Source organism: Actinomyces vulturis (genome assembly GCF_001687305.1).
In the GTDB taxonomy this organism is placed as follows: domain Bacteria; phylum Actinomycetota; class Actinomycetes; order Actinomycetales; family Actinomycetaceae; genus Actinomyces; species Actinomyces vulturis.
The window spans coordinates 120,986-138,618 of record NZ_LZRK01000003.1 but is presented as its reverse complement, the minus strand read 5'-3'; the positions used below and the strand labels follow the sequence as shown (position 1 = coordinate 138,618).

Here is a 17,633-nt window from a genome sequence, read left to right as displayed (position 1 = left end):
TCATTCTTCTCTCCTTGCTCACTCAAGGTAGACTACGAGCGTGGCCATTGACTTTTCTGCAGAAATCGACCGTTTAAAAAATACCTATGAATCTATCTCCGCGGTGACAGACCCGGAGGCTTTGCGTGCCCGTATTGCTGATCTCAGCGAAAAAGCTAGCGCCCCCGATTTATGGGACGATCCCGATGCTGCACAGGTCGTCACCAGCGCTCTTTCACACGCTCAGAGTGACCTCAAGCGCGTAGAACAACTTGGCCAGCGCATCGAAGATCTCGAAACTATGCTGGAAATTGCTGGTGAAGAAGAAGGACAAGAAGCTGCTGACATCGAAGCAGAGGCAGAAGCAGACTTGAAGAAGATCAGCGATGACCTCGCTGAACTTGAAATCCGTACCCTTCTTTCTGGCGAATACGATATTCGTGACGCCGTGGTGACTATCCGCTCCGGTGCCGGTGGCGTGGATGCTGCGGACTTCGCTCAAATGCTTTTGCGTATGTACACCCGTTGGGCCGAACGCCATGACTATCCTGTGAAGGTCCTCAATACCTCTTATGCGGAAGAAGCAGGCTTGAAGTCTGTAACCTTCGAAGTTCACGCTCCGTACGCTTACGGCACCCTGTCCGTCGAAGGTGGCACTCACCGTTTGGTGCGCATCAGCCCCTTTGATAACCAGGGCCGTCGCCAGACGTCCTTTGCTGCCGTGGAAGTGATCCCGTTAATCGAGTCCACGGATCACATTGATATTCCTGAAACCGACATCCGCGTGGATGTGTTCCGCTCCTCAGGCCCCGGTGGTCAGAGTGTGAACACTACAGACTCTGCTGTTCGTATCACTCACCTTCCCACGGGGCTGGTGGTCTCCATGCAGGATGAAAAGAGTCAGATTCAGAACCGCGCCGCTGCTATGCGTGTGCTTCAGTCGCGCCTTCTGGTTCTTAAACAGCAGGAAGAAGACGCAAAGAAGAAGGAATTGGCTGGGGATGTGAAGGCATCGTGGGGTGACCAGATGCGTTCTTACGTCCTCAATCCTTACCAGATGGTCAAGGATTTGCGTACTAACTACGAAGTAGGCAACCCTGACAGCGTTTTTGATGGGGATATTGACGGCTTTATTGACGCCGGTATTCGCTGGCGTATGCAGAATAACGACGAATAAATCTATGACTTCACGGTGACCACTAGGGCGCGCCAATGACCAATAGCCCTGATTGTTCGCCGCATACGACACTCTCACCACACAACCCGAAGGATTCTTACCACTGTGGCTGAATACATCTACTCAATGATTAAGGCCCGCAAGGCCCACGGAGACAAAGTCATCCTTGATGACGTCACCATGGCATTCCTGCCTGGTGCAAAGATCGGCATGGTGGGCCCCAACGGTGCTGGTAAGTCCTCCATCCTCAAAATCATGGCCGGCATTGACCAGCCATCCAACGGTGAAGCTCGCCTGACCCCTGGCTACACCGTAGGCATCCTCATGCAGGAGCCTCCGCTCAACGAGGAAAAGACCGTTCTTGGTAACGTCGAAGAAGGCGTCGCCGAAATCAAAGGCAAGCTCGATCGCTTCAACGAAATCAGCGCCCTCATGGCAGAACCTGACGCTGACTTCGACTCACTCCTCGCTGAGATGGGCACCCTCCAGGACGAACTTGACGCAGCCAATGCCTGGGACCTGGACAACCAGCTCGAGCAGGCTATGGACGCCCTGCGCTGCCCGCCGCCGGATGCTGACGTGAAGGTTCTCTCCGGTGGTGAGCGTCGCCGTGTGGCCTTGTGCAAACTCCTCCTTGAGGCCCCCGACTTGCTCCTCCTTGATGAGCCTACTAACCACCTCGACGCCGAGAGCGTGCTTTGGCTTGAGCAGCACCTGGCGAACTATAAGGGTGCCGTCATTGCCGTAACCCACGATCGTTATTTCCTCGATCATGTTGCCGAATGGATTGCAGAAGTCGACCGCGGTCACCTTTACCCCTACGAAGGCAACTATTCCACGTATCTTGAGACCAAGGAAAAGCGTCTCGAAGTTCAGGGTAAGAAGGACGCCAAACTCGCCAAGCGTCTGAAGGAAGAACTCGAATGGGTTCGCTCCTCGGCTAAGGGGCGTCAGGCCAAGAGCAAGGCCCGTCTGGCCCGCTACGAGGAAATGGCAGCCGAAGCAGAGCGCACCCGCAAGCTCGACTTCGAAGAAATTCAGATTCCCCCGGGTCCTCGCCTGGGTAATGTGGTCCTCGAAGCCAACAACATCTCTAAGGGCTTTGACGGACGTACCCTTATCGACAACCTCAGTTTCTCCCTACCCCGTAACGGCATCGTGGGTATCGTCGGTCCTAACGGCGTGGGTAAAACTACCCTGTTTAAGACCATTGTGGGACTTGAGCCTCTCGACAGCGGCGATCTAAAAATCGGTCAGACCGTCAAGCTCTCCTACGTTGACCAGAACCGTGCAGGCATTGACCCCAACAAGACGCTGTGGGAAGTTGTCTCTGACGGACTGGATTACATCCAGGTCGGCAACGTTGAGATGCCCTCACGCGCCTACGTCTCCGCTTTCGGCTTCAAGGGCCCGGATCAGCAGAAGCCTGCTGGCGTGCTCTCCGGTGGTGAGCGTAACCGCCTGAACCTTGCTCTTACCTTGAAACAGGGTGGCAACCTCCTGCTCCTGGACGAGCCCACCAACGACCTCGACGTGGAAACCCTTGGTAGTCTTGAAAAGGCCCTCCTGGACTTCCCGGGTTGTGCCGTGGTCATCACCCACGATCGCTGGTTCCTTGACCGCGTGGCCACCCACATCCTTGCTTGGGAAGGCACCGATGAGAACCCTGCTAACTGGTACTGGTTCGAAGGAAACTTCGCCTCTTACGAGGAAAACAAGGTGAAGCGTCTTGGGGCTGAGGCAGCACGTCCTCACCGCGTGACCTATCGTAAACTCACTCGCGACTCCTGATTTAAGGAACGCAACGGAGGGGGCCTCCACCATCATGGTGGAGGCCCCCTCCGTGTATGTCACCAATGTCTAATGCCATCACATCAATGGCATAAGGAGTCGTCAGGCGGGAATTTCGCCGCCGGAGTCATTGTCACCTAAGCGAATCTGCCAGTGTCCACGAGGTGTATCACTCTCAGGCACACGGATCATGCCCTCCTGAGCGACTGTCGAAATGAGTCGGCCATCGCGTGAGTACACGTCCGCACGTACCATGGCACGCCCTGACTGGAATGTGGGGCAGTCCTGGACGAAGAGCAACCATTCATTAACGTTCACATCGTGATGGAACCACTGTGCATGGTCCAGAGTAGCCAGGCTCATTCCAGGAGTTCGCCAACTCAGACTCTGACGGCGCAGTGCTGGCTCCAGCATGATCTGATCCACCACGTAGGTCAATAAGGCGCGGTGAACCACCTGAGAAGCAGATTCAGGCATAGCGCCGCGAGCGCGCATCCACACATGCTGGCGGCTCGCGCGCTGTTTACTTGAGCGCAAATAGAGGTTTCCCTCCACATGACGTACATCAAAGGCAGCGGTACGACCTAGGAACTTCGCCACCGGATGATCAATGCTACGGAAAATCTCCAAAGCGCTGGTCAATTCCTCAGGGCGAGGAACGCGAGGAGCAGGATCAGCATCCTGTGGTCCCTCTTCCGGGCGCTGGAAAGAGGTGATCATCGAGAGCAGGGTGTGATTGGCCTGTGTCGCAGTGGTGCGACGCTGAACAAAGGAACGACCATCGTGAAGGCGGTCTACCTCAAAAGCGATGTCCTGATCGGGATTACCTCCGCGAAGGAAGGAACCGTGCACGGAATGGGGAAGCATTAACTCGTCTGAGGCCCCACTCTCATGAGGACTTACCGGAGGAAGGCAACCGGGAACTGTTGCTGCGGCAGCAAGCATTCCCTGAGCCAGCACCTGACCACCGTAGACTCGACCAGCCATCTGAGGCAGGCTGCCGGCACGAAAACGATCCGCGCCGTCAGCTTCCTTAAGTGCAAGAACACGCGTGACACCGGCCAGGGGCTCTTCATGAGCCACCGGAACAGGGTAGGGGTGTGTCACAGGCCCAGTTCTTCCAGGATGGGTAATTCAGCACGAACAGCAGCACGCGCCTGTTCAGCGTAAGCACAATCAAGGGCAAGGTCAGCAAGACGCTTGCACTCATCCATCGTCACGGACTTAAGCACGGCATCCACATCAGGAAGTGCGCGAGCAGTCATGGATAGGCTGGCTACGCCGAGACCCACCAACACCACGGCAAGTGCAGGATCAGCAGCAGCTTCACCACACACGCCTACAGGACGTGACTTGGGAGCAGCGCCATCACAAGCGGTCTTGATCAAGCGGAGCACTGCAGGCTGCCAGGGGGAGTTCAGATCAGCGAGGGGGCCGAGAAGGCGGTCAGCGGCCATGACGTACTGAGTGAGGTCATTGGTGCCCACGGAAGCAAAATCAGCATGTTCGAACATGCGATCAGCCATGAGAGCAGCAGAGGGAACCTCAATCATCATGCCGCAAGTCTTCAGACCGTAGGAGCGAGCAAGATCGGTAAATGCCTGAGCCTCTTCAACGGTGGAGATCATGGGAGCCATGACCCACACGTGTGCTTCAGTGGCAGCCTCAGCCTTCGCCAGTGCTTCGAGCTGGTGAGCTAGAACCTCAGGATCGCGGCGGGTAGTGCGGTAAGCACGAACACCCAGGGCAGGGTTGATCTCGGTGGAATCAGTCAGGAAGGGCAGGGGCTTGTCAGCGCCAGCATCGAGGGTACGAACAACAACCTTCTTACCGGGGAACGCTTCAAGAACACCGATGTAAGCGGTTACCTGATCCTCGATGGAGGGTTCAGTGGGCTGATCAAGGAAGCAGAATTCTGTGCGGAACAGACCTACACCCATAGCGCCTGCTTCTGCCGCGCTTCGCGCACTCGCGGCGTCACCTACGTTGGCGAGTAACTGCACTTCGTGGCCATCCTTAGTGGCGCCGTCGCCGTGGAATTCGCGAACGCGAGAAGCCAATTCTCGAGCCTTGCGGAGCTGATCTTCAGACGGGTCGAGGGTAATGACACCCTTAGTGCCGTCAATGAGGGCAATATCGCCATCGCGCATCTGCTCAGTGACTGCTTCACCAGCACCCACCACGGCAGGAATACCCAGGGCGCGAGCAAGAATGGCCGTGTGCGAGGTGGGGCCACCTTCACTGGTCACGAAAGCCACAACCTTGTCAGGGTCAAGAAGAGCAGTATCTGCAGGAGCAAGGTCTTCGGCTACAAGAATGAAGGGCTCAGGCAGGCTAGGAATGCCTGGCATGGGCGAGTCTGTTAGAACAGCAACGATACGGTCGCGCACATCCTGAACGTCACGAGAGCGCTCAGCCATGTAACCGCCAAGGCTTTCAAGCATTTGAGCCAGGGAATCAGCGGCTTCCCACACAGCACGCTCAGGAACGAGGTTGCGCTCGCGTACCATTGCCTGAGCAGAGGAGGTGAGGGTGGGGTCAGCGGCCATTTGAGCGGTGGTTTCCAAAAGAGTGCGACCCTCACCATGAGCCTGTGCAGCACTGAGTTCAAGATTTTTCTTCACAGTCTGTGCAGCTAGAGCAATGCGCTCGCATTCCTTGTCCACATCACGTGATTCTGAGAGCGTCTTCACGGCAGGTTCACTGATTCCAGGGGCCATCCGCGCAATCGGGCCGGCCACAAGGCCCGGGCTTACGCCGATTCCGTGAAGGGTGGGGGTTGAGCTGAGCTCGGGTGCTTGCGTCATTGGGCTCTCCTGTGCGACCTTGACATGCGGACGTATATCCCATTGTGCATGATGGAGGGGGAAAATGGCGAAAGACCGCTGTTTTTGTTCACTCTTGGGGCATTGTGTGCGCTGGGAGATTGACGAGAAACGTATGGAAGACGTCGTGAAGATGTCATCTGCGCAGGCCAAAGCACGTGAATCACGTTAGAGTGATGAGTGCCACGAAAATGGTGGGTAGATCACTGAGAATGTCTTCCATCCTCACTCCGTGGCATCACTGATCAATCGAAAATGAAGGGTTCTAATAATCCATGAATGCTGACCTGATCCTCGAAGGACTCGGAGGATGGGACAATATTGCTTTACTTGAGTCCTGTGTAACGCGTTTGCGCGTTGAGGTTGTTAACCCAGCATTCGTCGTGGAGTCTCGGCTGCGTGAGGCGGGTGCGTATGGCGTAGTCCGTTCAGATAACGTGGTGCAAGTAGTTGTCGGATTATGTGCACGTGATTTAACTGCACAACTGGCCGCGTATCACAACCAATTCCGAACCTCGTGACACAATAAAGTCTAGCGTTCGCTGTAAAGCGAGCGAGCATCTGCCAGCCGTGACGTGAAGGCCTAAATCTCATGAGTGACTCAGCACCTGCAGCAAGCCCAGAATTACTTGAATTGGCTCATGCCTATGGTGTGTCAACAACATGGTGGGATTTCCATGGGCAGCAGCAGGAAACCAGTGCTGCCACACTTCAGGCCGTACTCCAAGCACTAGGCGTGAGTATTCAAAGTCCTGAAGATATTCAGCAGGCCATCAAGGATCATGATCTTGCTCCTTGGCGTCAGGTTCTTCCGCCCAGTTTGGTCATTCGCCGTGGCTTTACCCACCAGGTGGCTGTGCATGTACCTGACGGTCAGCCAGTGCGTGTTCAGATTCATACCGAGGATGGCGATCTTTTTGACCTCATCCAGGTCCGTGACGATACTCCTGCCCGTCTGGTGGATGATCAATGGGTTGGTCAAGCATCTTTTGAAATTCCCGCAGATTTGGACTTGGGTTGGCATGAAATGCTCGCCTGGGTGGGGCCCAATCCTGAGGAACCGGAACGTTGCGTTTTAGCCTGTACTCCCGATCACCTCGATCTTCCCACGACTTTAGGACGACGCCGCAGTGCCACGTCTGTTCTCACTCCACCTTCCGGTGAGGTGGGTTTCGGTGCTATTGACGGTACTGATGAGGTGACGATTGGTGAGGAGGCAGTGAAGGCTGATCTGCCAGAACTCTCTGAACGCATCGAGCATGGGTGCGTTAGTAACGATGATTGTTCACTGTCTGATCCCACTGGACGTGGATGGGGATTAATGGCCCAGTTGTATTCGGTACGTTCCAAGAATTCTTGGGGCGTCGGGGATTGTGATGACCTGAAAGAAATGGTCAGTTTTTTTGGGGATCAGGGAGCAGACTTCCTCCTTGTCAACCCTCTGCATGCAGCCGAGCCCTGCGATCACATGACGCAGTCTCCCTACCTGCCAGTTACACGTCGTTTCGTTAACCCGCTTTACATCCGCCCCGAAAACATTATTGAGGTAGCACGTCTGGATGGCCCTACGCGTTCCCTCATTTCGTGGGCATGGGAAGAAACCCGTGGTATGAACACTGATCCATCCTTGTTGGATCGTGATATTGCTTGGAAAGCAAAAAAGGAAGCTCTCGAAACGATTTTTGCAGCAGGACGTTCCCGTTCTCGCCAGCGTGACTTTGAACGCTTCCGCATTAATGAAGGCCGTGGGTTGGAACGTTTCGCCCTATGGTGCGCACTGACTGAAAAGTACGGTGATATCCGTGACTGGCCTAAGACGATGCGTGATGCCAATAGCGCTTATGTTGCCAATGAAGCACGGCATTTGCGTGATCGCATTGACTTTTATGCATGGATGCAGTGGATTGTCGATGAACAGTTGCGCGATGCTCAGCGTGAAGCGCGGGCCAGTGGCATGGCGTTGGGCATTATGCATGATCTTGCTGTAGGTATTCATCCTCAAGGCGCTGACGTATGGGCGCATCCCGAAGCCTTTGCTACCAGTATCGGTGTAGGTGCTCCGCCGGATATGTATAACCAGCAGGGGCAGGACTGGTCCCAGCCGCCGTGGAACCCCACTTACCTGGAGCAAGTGGCCTACGAGCCTCTACGCCAGATGGTGAGAACTGTGTTGCGCCATGCAGGTGCATTACGAGTGGATCATATTCTTGGGCTTTTCCGTTTGTGGTGGATTCCGCGTGGTATGAGTCCGATGGAAGGCGCATACGTCCGTTACAACCATGAGGCTATGGTGGGGGTACTTCTCCTTGAGGCATACCGTGCCGGTGCTGTGATTATTGGAGAAGACCTAGGCACGGTTGAACCTTGGGTTCGTGATTACCTTGCTTCACGTGGTGTCTTGGGCACCAGTGTGCTGTGGTTTGAAAATCAGCATGACGGTTGGCCTCTTCACCCTGAGCATTACCGTACGTTGGCTCTGTCAACAGTGAACACGCACGATCTGCCTCCTACCGCTGGTTATCTTGCTGACGAACATGTGGCTGTGCGTGAACGTCTTGGTTTGCTGACCGAACCCGTTGAGGTAGTTCGTAGCCAAGCGCGCATGGAGCGTGACCGGATGCTGATGCGTATGCGTGAACACGGTCTGCTTGGCGAGGATCCTACGGAACGTGAGACGGTGGAGGCTCTTTACCGTTATGTCTCAAAAACTCCTAGTGCCCTTATTGGTGTGGCCCTTGTTGACGGCGTGGGGGAGCGTCGTACTCAAAACCAGCCTGGGACAGATCGTGAGTATCCCAACTGGTGTGTGCCACTGGCTGATGGCTCAGGCGACGCGGTGATGGTCGAAGACCTGCCTGGTAACGTCCGCCTAGACTCGCTGATGGCTGCTGTCCGCGACGCGATGGGTCAGTAACTTGACTTTTTCTGTCTTCTTCCCTCGCGGGGGTAGAGGATAGTGATAAAGAGACCGGTGGGGCGCCAACAGTAATACTGTTGGCGCCCCGCCGGTATAACCACGTCGATGGAAAGAAGAAAACTATTTCACGCTGAGAAGTTCATCGCCAGCGTTCACACTCAATCCTGATTCGGGAAGTGAGAGGTCAGATTCCTCTGCCTCCAGAACAATGACGGGGACAATCGGATTACGTCCGCCCTCGGTGATCTGTTGAGGAGACCAGGTCACCATGTCATCACCGGATGATACTTCCTGACCCTCTTCAACATGAACAGTGAATCCTTGGCCGGCTAACTGAACGGTATCAAGTCCAAGATGGACAAGAACGCCGCGACCGGTGGGGGAGAGGATGACATACGCGTGGGGGTGGATCTTAGCCACGGTTCCGTCAACGGGAGCCTTCGCGGTAATCGTTTCAACCTGTCCAGGATCAACAGCAACGCCTGGACCGACGAACTTACCGGAGAAAACCGGATCTGGAACGTCTTCCATGGCGACGGTTGTTCCCGGGATGGGGGCAACAACCGTCAAACTCATCGAAGGTCCTCGATGTCTTCCGAAAGGGTATCAGCGTTGGGGCCAACGATGACCTGAACAGCGTCACCAACGGTTAGAACACCGAATGCACCGGCTGCCTTGAGAGCAGGTTCATCGACCAGTGAGGGGTCCTCCAGTTCGCAGCGAAGGCGGGTGATGCAGGGTTCGATTTCGATGATGTTGTCGAAGCCGCCAAGAGCGTCAACAATCTGCTGGGCCTTAGACATGGTATTTCTCCTTAGGAGTGTGACGATGAAATGACCGGTTTCTCCGAAAAGGCAACGTTGCTGATCCGGCTGGCTGGTCCATACCACTAACTATTGTATGGACTTGTTCACATTTGTCTAGTGATCGTCGTTTTCGTCGCGATGCGCCGCCCATAATTCCTCGTCAAGGTCAGAGGCAATGGTGTCTGCATTTGGGCCAACCACCACTTGGACCACCGGACCAATCGCAAATACTCCGTGCGCACCGCATGCTTTAAGTAAGGCACGATCTACCAATGATGGGTCATGAACCTCTGTGCGCAGGCGTGTTACGCACGGCTCCAAAGTAGCGATATTGCTCATTCCACCAAGGCCTTGGATCAGCAACGATAGATCAATCATTGATGCGCTCCTTAAGGGGCAAGGGGGTTGGCACTGCCCCAGAGGGTCCTGAATATGCGGGAGAAGTGAGGGTTGGCCGTGGGCTAGCAACAGGAACCCACAGTGTGTAGCGATCGGCACGGAAGAGGGAATAAGAAAAGTCCACGGCCACGTCACCGCGATAGGTGCGACGGGTAATGAACAGGCCAGCGGAGTTTTCTTCAACCTGAAGAAGTGTCGCATCAGCGGCGTTGATGAGGCAGGCTTCAATAACATCTTCACCCCAGTCAGGGCGCATGTCATGAGAAGTGAGGGCCGCATAGATTGAGCGCGTATCAGCGTCAGTCAACAGGTCGGGAACTAAATGCGCTGGAACCCAGTTTTCCTCGATAGCCATGGGGACGTCGTCTGCCATACGGACACGGCGCAGGTGGTGAACATCAGAACCTGCCTGGACTTCCAGGGCATCAGCCACTGTAGGGGAAGCTGGAATCGTTTCAGCAATCACAATACGTGACGTGGGGCGCATTCCCCGCCTGCGCATCTCCTCGCTAAAGGAAGTGAGGCGTAACTGTAAATCAACTTTCGGGGGAGCAACAAAGGTGCCTTTACCTTGATGGCGTTCAAGCACACCATCAACAACCAGTGTGTCGATGGCCTGGCGCACAGTCATGCGGGAGACGCTGAAGGTCTCGCAGAGTTCACGCTCAGAGGGGATGGGACATCCAACGCCTAGTCCCTGATCAATCAGAGAGCGCAAGTAATCGCGGACCACCATGTATTTGGCGGGAGACCGAGATGGATGAGCGGGCGCCATACAGACCTCTCTGGAATGAGTGCGATGAGCAATTGCCTCTATTATGCCTGCTTTCCCAGGGATATGCGTGGTATCACAAAAGCGGTGGAACCTGAGCGAGTATGGTTGAAAACGTGAGAAACGCTTGACATGTGCCCCAGGTTACGGTGTGATTGTGACGACTGGTCCAGACATGCTCTGTGTCCCGACCGTTGTCGGTTGCCCAAACGGGTGGCTGACAGTGCATCTCGTGTGGCGAAGAAGCCGCGCTTGTCACAACCTGGAGAACAACTTGAGTACTCAGAAAAAGAAAGGCGGAGCTTTTGCCGCGGCGCAGCGGCTAGGACGCTCCCTGATGCTTCCCATCGCAACTCTGCCTGCAGCAGGTTTGCTCCTTCGTTTGGGCCAGCCCGACTTGCTCGGTGCCGATGGTCTGTCGAAGCACATCACATGGTTTAACCCCGTTGCTGAAGTCCTCGCAGCCGCTGGTGGCGCTATCTTCGGTCACCTTCCCCTCATCTTCGCTGTAGGTATCGCAGCAGGCCTGGCTAAGAAAGCTGACGGCTCGACAGCCGTTGCTGCTCTTATTGGCTACCTTGTCCTCGAAGGTACCTTCGACGTTCTTGCCCAGTGGTGGGGCCGTCCTGCAGATGATCCAAAGATCAACTATGGCGTACTCGCCGGTATCATCATGGGTATCGTTTCAGCCAAGTTGTGGGAAAAGTACTACCGCACGAAGTTGCCCGATTGGCTGGCATTCTTCGGAGGACGCCGCTTCGTTCCCATTGTCACGTCCGTTGCCGCTATCTTCATCGGCATCATCATGGGCATCATCTACCCCGCCTTCAACTGGCTGATCAACGAGACCGTTGGCGGATGGCTCATGGAAAACTCTGGCAACCCCGTTTCCTCCTTCGTCTTCGGTTTCGTCAACCGTCTGCTCATCCCCTTCGGCCTGCACCACCTGTGGAACGCACTGCCCTGGTTCCAGTTGGGTGAATGCACCAACGCCGCTGGCGATACCGTGAACGGTGACCTCAACTGCTTCTTCTCTGGTGTTGAAGGCACTAACGCATGGACCGGTTCCTTCATGACCGGCTTCTTCCCGATCATGATGTTCGCTCTTCCCGCAGCAGCACTGGCCATGTGGCACACTGCTAAGCCCGAACGTCGTAAGGCAACCGGTGCTCTCATGGTTTCCGTTGCTTTGACTGCCTTCCTCACCGGCATCACTGAGCCCCTCGAATACTCCTTCGCCTACGTGGCATTCCCCCTCTACGTAGTTCACGCAGTACTCACCGGTACCTCGCTCGTAGTGGTGAACGCGCTGGGCATCAAGGACGGCTTTACATTCTCCGCAGGTCTGTTTGACTATCTGCTCAACTTTGGAAAGTCTGCCGATCTTTCCGGTGGTGTTTTCCAGGGCCCAATTCTCCTGGCCATCATCGGTCTGATCTACGCCGTGATCTACTACTTCCTCTTCCGCTTCATCATCACTAAGTTCAACTTCCCGACCCCTGGTCGTGAAGATGATGACACTGACGGTTTCGCAGCTGCTCAGGCCGAAGCAGCAGAGCGCACCGGCAAGAAGAACGCCTGACAAGCGAACTTCTTTGCTCTCTCCTTGATACGAGGGTGGGGCCCCTGGCATACGCCAGGGGCCCCACCCTCGTTATGAGCCAAACTTCCTGCCGGCTATTGAAGTAAGTGATGGCTCTTTGTCTATGGCACATCAATGGTGCTTGCTTTTGACTTAGACAAAATTCTGAGAACCCTACAAAGGTTACATCAGCAAGAAAAAAGAGCCGTTTAAGGAGTGGTGCCGGTGGGCGGACAAATGGCATGGAAACTTATGGCTTGAAAAAGACTGATGGTGTGCTCACCCTAGTGGTGAGCACACCATCAGTCTGCGGAACTATCCCCGCTGGTTTAGCGGATTAACGCCATAAACGGGGCTTGGTCATCTTTACTCGGCTTCGAGTTGGCAACGCTGAGCACCCATGACACGGCGGGTGTCATCAAGGTTTTCAGCCACGATACGGCGCAGCGCTGCAGGAGCGTCACCGTGTTTATCAAGCCAGGCACTCAGAGCATTCTCAGCATCTGCATTTTCGGTACCCACCGCAGCCAGAGGCCACAGACCGTAAAGGAGGCTCTCTGCCATGTGGAAGGTACGCGAATCCCAGATCTCCTGAATGACAGAGACATAACTGTCGATGTAAGGAGTTAGCAGGTTAGCGTGAAGGCCTACGGTCGTGAAACCACGAAGCATCTTCACCAAGGTCTCGTTGGGGATGGAGGCATTCTCCACCATGGATGTCCATGCCTTCTGCTTCGCCTCAGTACTGGGGATAGCAGCATAGGCCTGAGCCGTACGCTCACGGCCCGTGGTGGAGACATCTTTAGCACTTTCAGCCTCAATCTCCTCGGTACCTGCATGGTTCGCACTCACCAGGCCGATGAGGAGTTCCCACCGTAGATCCTGGTCTACATCCAGACCTTCAAGGGGAGCAGAGCCATCAAGCCAGCCCTTGACAGTTGCACATTGCTCATCAGTGACTGCACGCTCGGCAACGCTACGAGCCAGTTGCAACTGCGTATCGCTACCAGGCTCAGCACTTTGCGCTAGATCCAATAGAGCCTGAGCGACAGAATCTGCAACCTCATTGCGCTTGCTAGGAGGCATGTAGGTGTTCACGCAGGAGCCAATACGAGCCAGCAGGCCCTGGACCACGGAGGAATGGGTTTCGACCTGGAGCGCTGCCAGCGCAGCGTCGACAAATATGGAGGCGGGAGCTTCGGCGTCACGGACCATGTCCCATACGGCGGCCAGAACGATGGAACGGGACAGAGAATCCTGGAAAGCGCTGATGTTCTCTACGCCATTGTGCAGGCTGACATCGTCAAGGCGGACTTTGGCGTAGGTGAGATCCTCGTCGTTCAGCACGATGACGTCAGGGCGTTTCAGACCAACCATGCCTTGGACGGGGGTAGATGGGCCATCAATGTCGACCTCGAAACGGTTGGTTCGCTCGAATACGTCACCGTTGAGGGTGTAGCAACCTACAACCATGCGGTGCGGACGCAAGGAAGCGGGAGAACCTTCGGGAATCTCCTGAGAAACAGCGAAGGAAGTGATGGTGCCATCGGCATCGACATCCATATCTGGGCGCAGGGTGGTTACGCCAGCTTCCTGCAGCCACAACTCAGTCCAACGGCTCAGATCACGTCCGGAGGTCTTCTCCAACTCAACTAGCAGGTCAGAGAGTTCAGCGTTGCCATACGCGTGAGCAGCCAGATAGTTTTTGATTCCTTCGAAGAAGTTATCGCGGCCTACGTAAGCTACCAGGGCAGTCAACACACTGGCACCCTTAGCGTAGGTAATGCCATCGAAGTTCACCTCAACATCATGCAGATCGTTGATATCGGCCGCGATGGGGTGAGTGGAGGAGAGTTGGTCCTGGTTATATGCCCATGCCTTCTCCAAAGCCTGGAACGTGGTCCATGCGTCAGTGAACTGTGTGGTTTCAGCAGTGGCTAGAGTGGAGGTGTATTCGGCAAAAGACTCGTTGAGCCAAAGGTCGTTCCACCACTTCATGGTGACCATGTCACCGAACCACATGTGAGCCAATTCATGCAAGACGGTCACAGCACGGCGCTCGACGCGTGCCTGGACAGGGCGGGAACGGAAGATGTAATCGTCACGGTGCGTAACGCATCCAGCATTCTCCATTGCGCCGGCGTTAAATTCGGGAACGAAAATCTGATCGTACTTGGTGAAGGCATAGGGCGTACCGAACAACTTCTCGTAGTAGGCGAAGCCATCCTTGGTCATAGTCAGGATGTTTTCGGCATCCATGTATTGCTCAAGAGACTGACGGCAATACACGCCCAGGGGCACTACACGTCCGTCATCAGCATGGTACTCATCGGTAGCACCCACGTAGGGGCCAGCGACAATAGCAGTGATGTAGGAACTCATCCTCTCCGTAGTGGGGAAGGCAAAGGTGTGAGCGTCGTCCTTGCCGTTGAGAGCCTTACCGGGCTTAGGGGTAGGAGCGTTGGAGAAAACAACCCATTCTTTGGGAGCGGTGACAGTAAAGGTGAATGTGGCCTTCAGATCAGGCTGCTCGAACACGGTGTAGACACGGCGAGAGTCGGGAACCTCAAACTGGGTGTAGAGGTAGGTCTGCCCATCGGCAGGATCAGTGAAGCGGTGCAAACCTTCACCAGTGTGCATGTAGGCGCAATCAGCCACAACGCGCAACTCATTGTGCGTTGCAAGGTCATTGAGAGCAATACGGCTATCGGCGAAGACCTCAGCAGGGTCAAGGTCACGGCCGTTCAGCGTAATGGAATGGACGGTGGGAGCAATGAGGTCAATGAAGGTGCTTGAGCCTTCCGTGGCATCGAACGTGACAACCGTCGTTGAAGCAAAAGTAGTGTCACCCTCAGTGAGATCGAGAGTCACATCGTAATTATTGACGTTGATCAGTTCAGCGCGTTTGGCTGCCTCAAAACGGGTCAGATTCTGACCTGGCATAGTTAACTCCTTACACATTTAGTCGGTCAGTTTCTTGATGATTCTGACCTCATCATGATCGCGATAGGAATACATTGACGCGAATACACCATCGTAGCGAGAAATCAACGATATCTCTTGCCCACAACAAGAATAGGACTTCGCCCTGGGAGAGAAAAATGGGGGCCATGGTTTCCCATGACCCCCACGATCAATGAGCGAGCATAATGATCGGATGGTTACTCGTGCTCAAGTCGTGGCTTGAGACTGGTCAAGCCCATTGAGTAACAGTGTGTCCCCGCTCGCGTCGGTGTTGGCAGTTTCAGATAGTTACTCAGATCAGCATCATCACCAAATGGAGACGCGCTTATCAGGATCCAGCCACAGTCCATCCTCGCTGGTCACATTGAACGCTTCGTAGAAAGCATCGAGGTTACGGACAATACCGTTGCAACGGAACTCACTAGGGGAGTGAGGATCGATACTCAGCAGCATCTCCTGGTAGTCAGCACGAGCCTTGGCGCGCCAAATGCGTGCCCAGGAATAGAAGAAGCGCTGTACGCCAGTCAGGCCATCGATAACGGGGGCATCAGCCAAGGAGTTGATGCCTTCACGTTGGAGGATAATGGCATAAGCCTTCAGAGCAATGCTTAAGCCACCAAGGTCACCGATGTTTTCCCCGATGGTCAGCGCTCCATTGACATGCGGGGCAGCATCAGGCTTGCCCATATCGGCATACTTTTTGGCCACAACCTCAGGAATGTAAGCGTCGTATTGCTTGGATAGTTCAGCGGTACGTTCTTCGAAAGCCTTGCGGTCAGCATCGGTCCACCAGTTGGAGACCTTTCCTTCGCCGTCGAATTCGGAGCCCTGATCATCAAAACCATGACCGATTTCGTGACCGATCACAGCACCGATGCCTGCGTAGTTCACCGCTGGGTCAACTTCGGGATCGAAGAACGGAGGCTGCAAAATTGCTGCAGGGAAAGCAATCTCATTCTGGACTGGGTTGTAATAGGCATTCACCGTCTGAGGGGTCATATGCCATTCATCGCGGTTGACCGGGCCATTGAGTTTGTTGGTCTCATACTCGAAATCAGCCTGCTCGCACTGGCGAACACATGCCAAGAGATCACCGGGGAGCGGCTTAATTGAACTGTAATCGCGCCAACTAACGGGGTAACCGATCTTGGGCGTGAATTTGGAGAGTTTGTCGAGAGCGCGCTCACGAGTCTCATCGCTCATCCACTCCAAAGTGGTGATGGACTGACGGTAAGCCTCAATAAGATCAGCAACCAACTGGTCCATCAGAGCCTTGTGCTGTGGTGGGAAGTGGCGAGCCACATACAGGCGGCCCAAACCCTCCCCAATGCAAGCCTCCACAAGACCTACGCCGCGCTTCCAACGGTCACGAAGTTGATCTACACCAGTGAGTTTGTGGGAATAGAACTGGAAGTTCTCGTTAACGAAGTCGCTACTGAGCAAGGTCGCGCGAGCGTGGACGATGTGCCACAGCGCCCAGATGCGAAGAACCTCGAGATCGGTTTTCTCCCATAGGGCTGCAGCATTCGTGATGTAGTCGGGCTGGCCGACGATGAGATTGGTCAGGAACTTCTCCCCACCGCCAACAGCTTCACGCCATACCATCCAGTCAAGGCCGGGAGCACTGGCGGCCATTTCCTCGAAGGTCATGGGGTTGTTGGACTTCTCCACATCACGGCAGGTGACTTGGTCCCAGTGGTGGCTGGCCAGTTCAGTCTCAAACTCCATCAAGGCAGTGGACAGATCATCAGCGGACTTGCCGAGTTTGGCATCAACATCAGCCATGGTCAGCATAGTGGCAACGTGCTTGACGAAATCCCGGCGAATTTCTTCGCGTGACTCTTCACGGTAGTAAGACTCATCGGGGAGAGAAAGACCGCTTTGGGCAACCCATGTGGAGTAACGCTCGGGATTGTTGAGGTCAACCTCCACACCGGCTCCGATGAGCATCGGAGCACTGGAAGCAAAGCCACGGCCTAGGGCCACTAGTAATTCATCTTTGGATGATGCCTCGTAAAACGGTACTAATTCCGGTTCTAGGGGAGTTGCGCCTGCGGCGTCGATGCGCGTTTCGTCCATGAACGTGGAGTACAGGGTAGCGATGGTGGCAACGTCTCGGTCATCATCGGGAGAGATGGTGCCATCGACGCACTGTTCAATAATAGTGCGGCAGTCAATTTCCGACTGATCGCGCAGATCTTGAAATGGGCCAGTGGAGGCTCGGTCGGCAGGGATTTCTGCGGTGGCTAGCCAAGTGCCGTTGGCATGACGGAAAAGATCGTCGGCAGCACGCACTGACGGATCAGCGGCTGCTGTCTCAAAAACGCCGCCTAGAACGGTGGGCTGTGTGGGGGCAGTAGATGTCATGCACCTAACATTAACGTAGAGGGAGGATAAGGCCTAAGGCTCGCTTTGAGGTGC

Annotated in this window: 13 protein-coding genes; 5 read left to right on the top strand and 8 right to left on the bottom strand. The window is 55.0% G+C overall.

Annotated features, from left to right (window positions below; all coding sequences use genetic code 11):
• Positions 1–40: 40 nt before the first annotated feature.
• Together prfB and ettA are read left to right on the top strand one after the other, a co-directional pair.
• Positions 41–1,156 carry a peptide chain release factor 2 gene (prfB, locus tag A9753_RS05385; protein ID WP_067781500.1) on the top strand — a complete coding sequence of 372 codons (1,116 nt, stop codon included), beginning with the start codon at positions 41–43 and terminating at the stop codon, positions 1,154–1,156.
• A gap of 105 nt (positions 1,157–1,261) precedes the next feature.
• Positions 1,262–2,947: an energy-dependent translational throttle protein EttA gene (gene ettA / locus A9753_RS05380; protein ID WP_067781497.1), complete on the top strand. Its 1,686-nt coding sequence runs from the start codon at positions 1,262–1,264 to the stop codon at positions 2,945–2,947.
• Positions 2,948–3,049: 102 nt separating this feature from the next.
• Here the strand turns inward: ettA and A9753_RS05375 are convergent, their stop codons facing one another.
• Positions 3,050–4,054 (bottom strand): acyl-CoA thioesterase, encoded by a 1,005-nt coding sequence (locus tag A9753_RS05375; RefSeq protein WP_067781495.1) that lies wholly within the window; start codon positions 4,052–4,054, stop codon positions 3,050–3,052.
• Positions 4,051–5,754 (bottom strand): phosphoenolpyruvate--protein phosphotransferase, encoded by a 1,704-nt coding sequence (gene ptsP / locus A9753_RS05370; RefSeq protein WP_067781492.1) that lies wholly within the window; start codon positions 5,752–5,754, stop codon positions 4,051–4,053. Before ptsP ends, A9753_RS05375 begins: the two co-directional genes overlap by 4 nt.
• Before the next feature lie 293 nt (positions 5,755–6,047).
• Here ptsP and A9753_RS05365 point away from each other — a divergent pair, with 293 nt between their 5' ends.
• Both A9753_RS05365 and malQ read left to right on the top strand, forming a co-directional pair.
• Positions 6,048–6,293, top strand: a complete 246-nt coding sequence (locus tag A9753_RS05365; protein WP_067781490.1) for a PTS sugar transporter subunit IIB — start codon at positions 6,048–6,050, stop codon at positions 6,291–6,293.
• A 71-nt stretch (positions 6,294–6,364) separates the two neighbouring features.
• Positions 6,365–8,686, top strand: a complete 2,322-nt coding sequence (malQ, locus tag A9753_RS05360; RefSeq protein ID WP_067781487.1) for a 4-alpha-glucanotransferase — start codon at positions 6,365–6,367, stop codon at positions 8,684–8,686.
• 123 nt (positions 8,687–8,809) lie between these two features.
• Here the strand turns inward: malQ and A9753_RS05355 are convergent, their stop codons facing one another.
• The 4 genes from A9753_RS05355 to A9753_RS05340 form a co-directional block, all read right to left on the bottom strand.
• A complete protein-coding gene (locus tag A9753_RS05355) occupies positions 8,810–9,265 on the bottom strand; it encodes a PTS sugar transporter subunit IIA (protein ID WP_067781484.1) in 456 nt (151 codons plus the stop codon).
• A complete protein-coding gene (locus tag A9753_RS05350; RefSeq protein ID WP_067781481.1) occupies positions 9,262–9,492 on the bottom strand; it encodes a PTS sugar transporter subunit IIB in 231 nt (76 codons plus the stop codon). Before A9753_RS05350 ends, A9753_RS05355 begins: the two co-directional genes overlap by 4 nt.
• 117 nt (positions 9,493–9,609) lie before the next feature.
• Complete coding sequence (locus tag A9753_RS05345) at positions 9,610–9,873, bottom strand: PTS sugar transporter subunit IIB (protein ID WP_067781478.1); 264 nt, start codon at positions 9,871–9,873, stop codon at positions 9,610–9,612.
• Entirely contained in the window at positions 9,866–10,669 is an 804-nt protein-coding gene (locus A9753_RS05340) for a GntR family transcriptional regulator (protein WP_067781474.1), read from the bottom strand. Before A9753_RS05340 ends, A9753_RS05345 begins: the two co-directional genes overlap by 8 nt.
• Before the next feature lie 271 nt (positions 10,670–10,940).
• Between A9753_RS05340 and A9753_RS05335 the strand changes: the two genes are divergently transcribed.
• Positions 10,941–12,248, top strand: a complete 1,308-nt coding sequence (locus A9753_RS05335) for a PTS transporter subunit EIIC (RefSeq protein ID WP_067781471.1) — start codon at positions 10,941–10,943, stop codon at positions 12,246–12,248.
• A 366-nt stretch (positions 12,249–12,614) separates the two neighbouring features.
• On the opposite strand, the gene pepN is transcribed toward A9753_RS05335, so the two are convergent.
• Together pepN and A9753_RS05325 are read right to left on the bottom strand one after the other, a co-directional pair.
• Positions 12,615–15,191, bottom strand: coding sequence for an aminopeptidase N (gene pepN / locus A9753_RS05330; RefSeq protein WP_067781467.1), 2,577 nt, complete (start codon positions 15,189–15,191; stop codon positions 12,615–12,617).
• Positions 15,192–15,518: 327 nt separating this feature from the next.
• A complete protein-coding gene (locus A9753_RS05325; protein ID WP_067781464.1) occupies positions 15,519–17,579 on the bottom strand; it encodes a M13 family metallopeptidase in 2,061 nt (686 codons plus the stop codon).
• Positions 17,580–17,633: the final 54 nt, after the last annotated feature.

Bases quoted from the DNA above. Each gene is read 5' to 3' on its own strand.
- A9753_RS05365 (WP_067781490.1), top strand. From the start codon at position 6,048: ATGAATGCTGACCTGATCCTCGAAGGACTCGGAGGATGGGACAATATT.
- A9753_RS05355 (WP_067781484.1), bottom strand. From the start codon at position 9,265: ATGAGTTTGACGGTTGTTGCCCCCATCCCGGGAACAACCGTCGCCATG.
- A9753_RS05345 (WP_067781478.1), bottom strand. From the start codon at position 9,873: ATGATTGATCTATCGTTGCTGATCCAAGGCCTTGGTGGAATGAGCAAT.
- A9753_RS05325 (WP_067781464.1), bottom strand. From the start codon at position 17,579: ATGACATCTACTGCCCCCACACAGCCCACCGTTCTAGGCGGCGTTTTT.
- pepN (WP_067781467.1), bottom strand. From the start codon at position 15,191: ATGCCAGGTCAGAATCTGACCCGTTTTGAGGCAGCCAAACGCGCTGAA.
- ptsP (WP_067781492.1), bottom strand. From the start codon at position 5,754: ATGACGCAAGCACCCGAGCTCAGCTCAACCCCCACCCTTCACGGAATC.
- A9753_RS05340 (WP_067781474.1), bottom strand. From the start codon at position 10,669: ATGGCGCCCGCTCATCCATCTCGGTCTCCCGCCAAATACATGGTGGTC.
- A9753_RS05350 (WP_067781481.1), bottom strand. From the start codon at position 9,492: ATGTCTAAGGCCCAGCAGATTGTTGACGCTCTTGGCGGCTTCGACAAC.
- malQ (WP_067781487.1), top strand. From the start codon at position 6,365: ATGAGTGACTCAGCACCTGCAGCAAGCCCAGAATTACTTGAATTGGCT.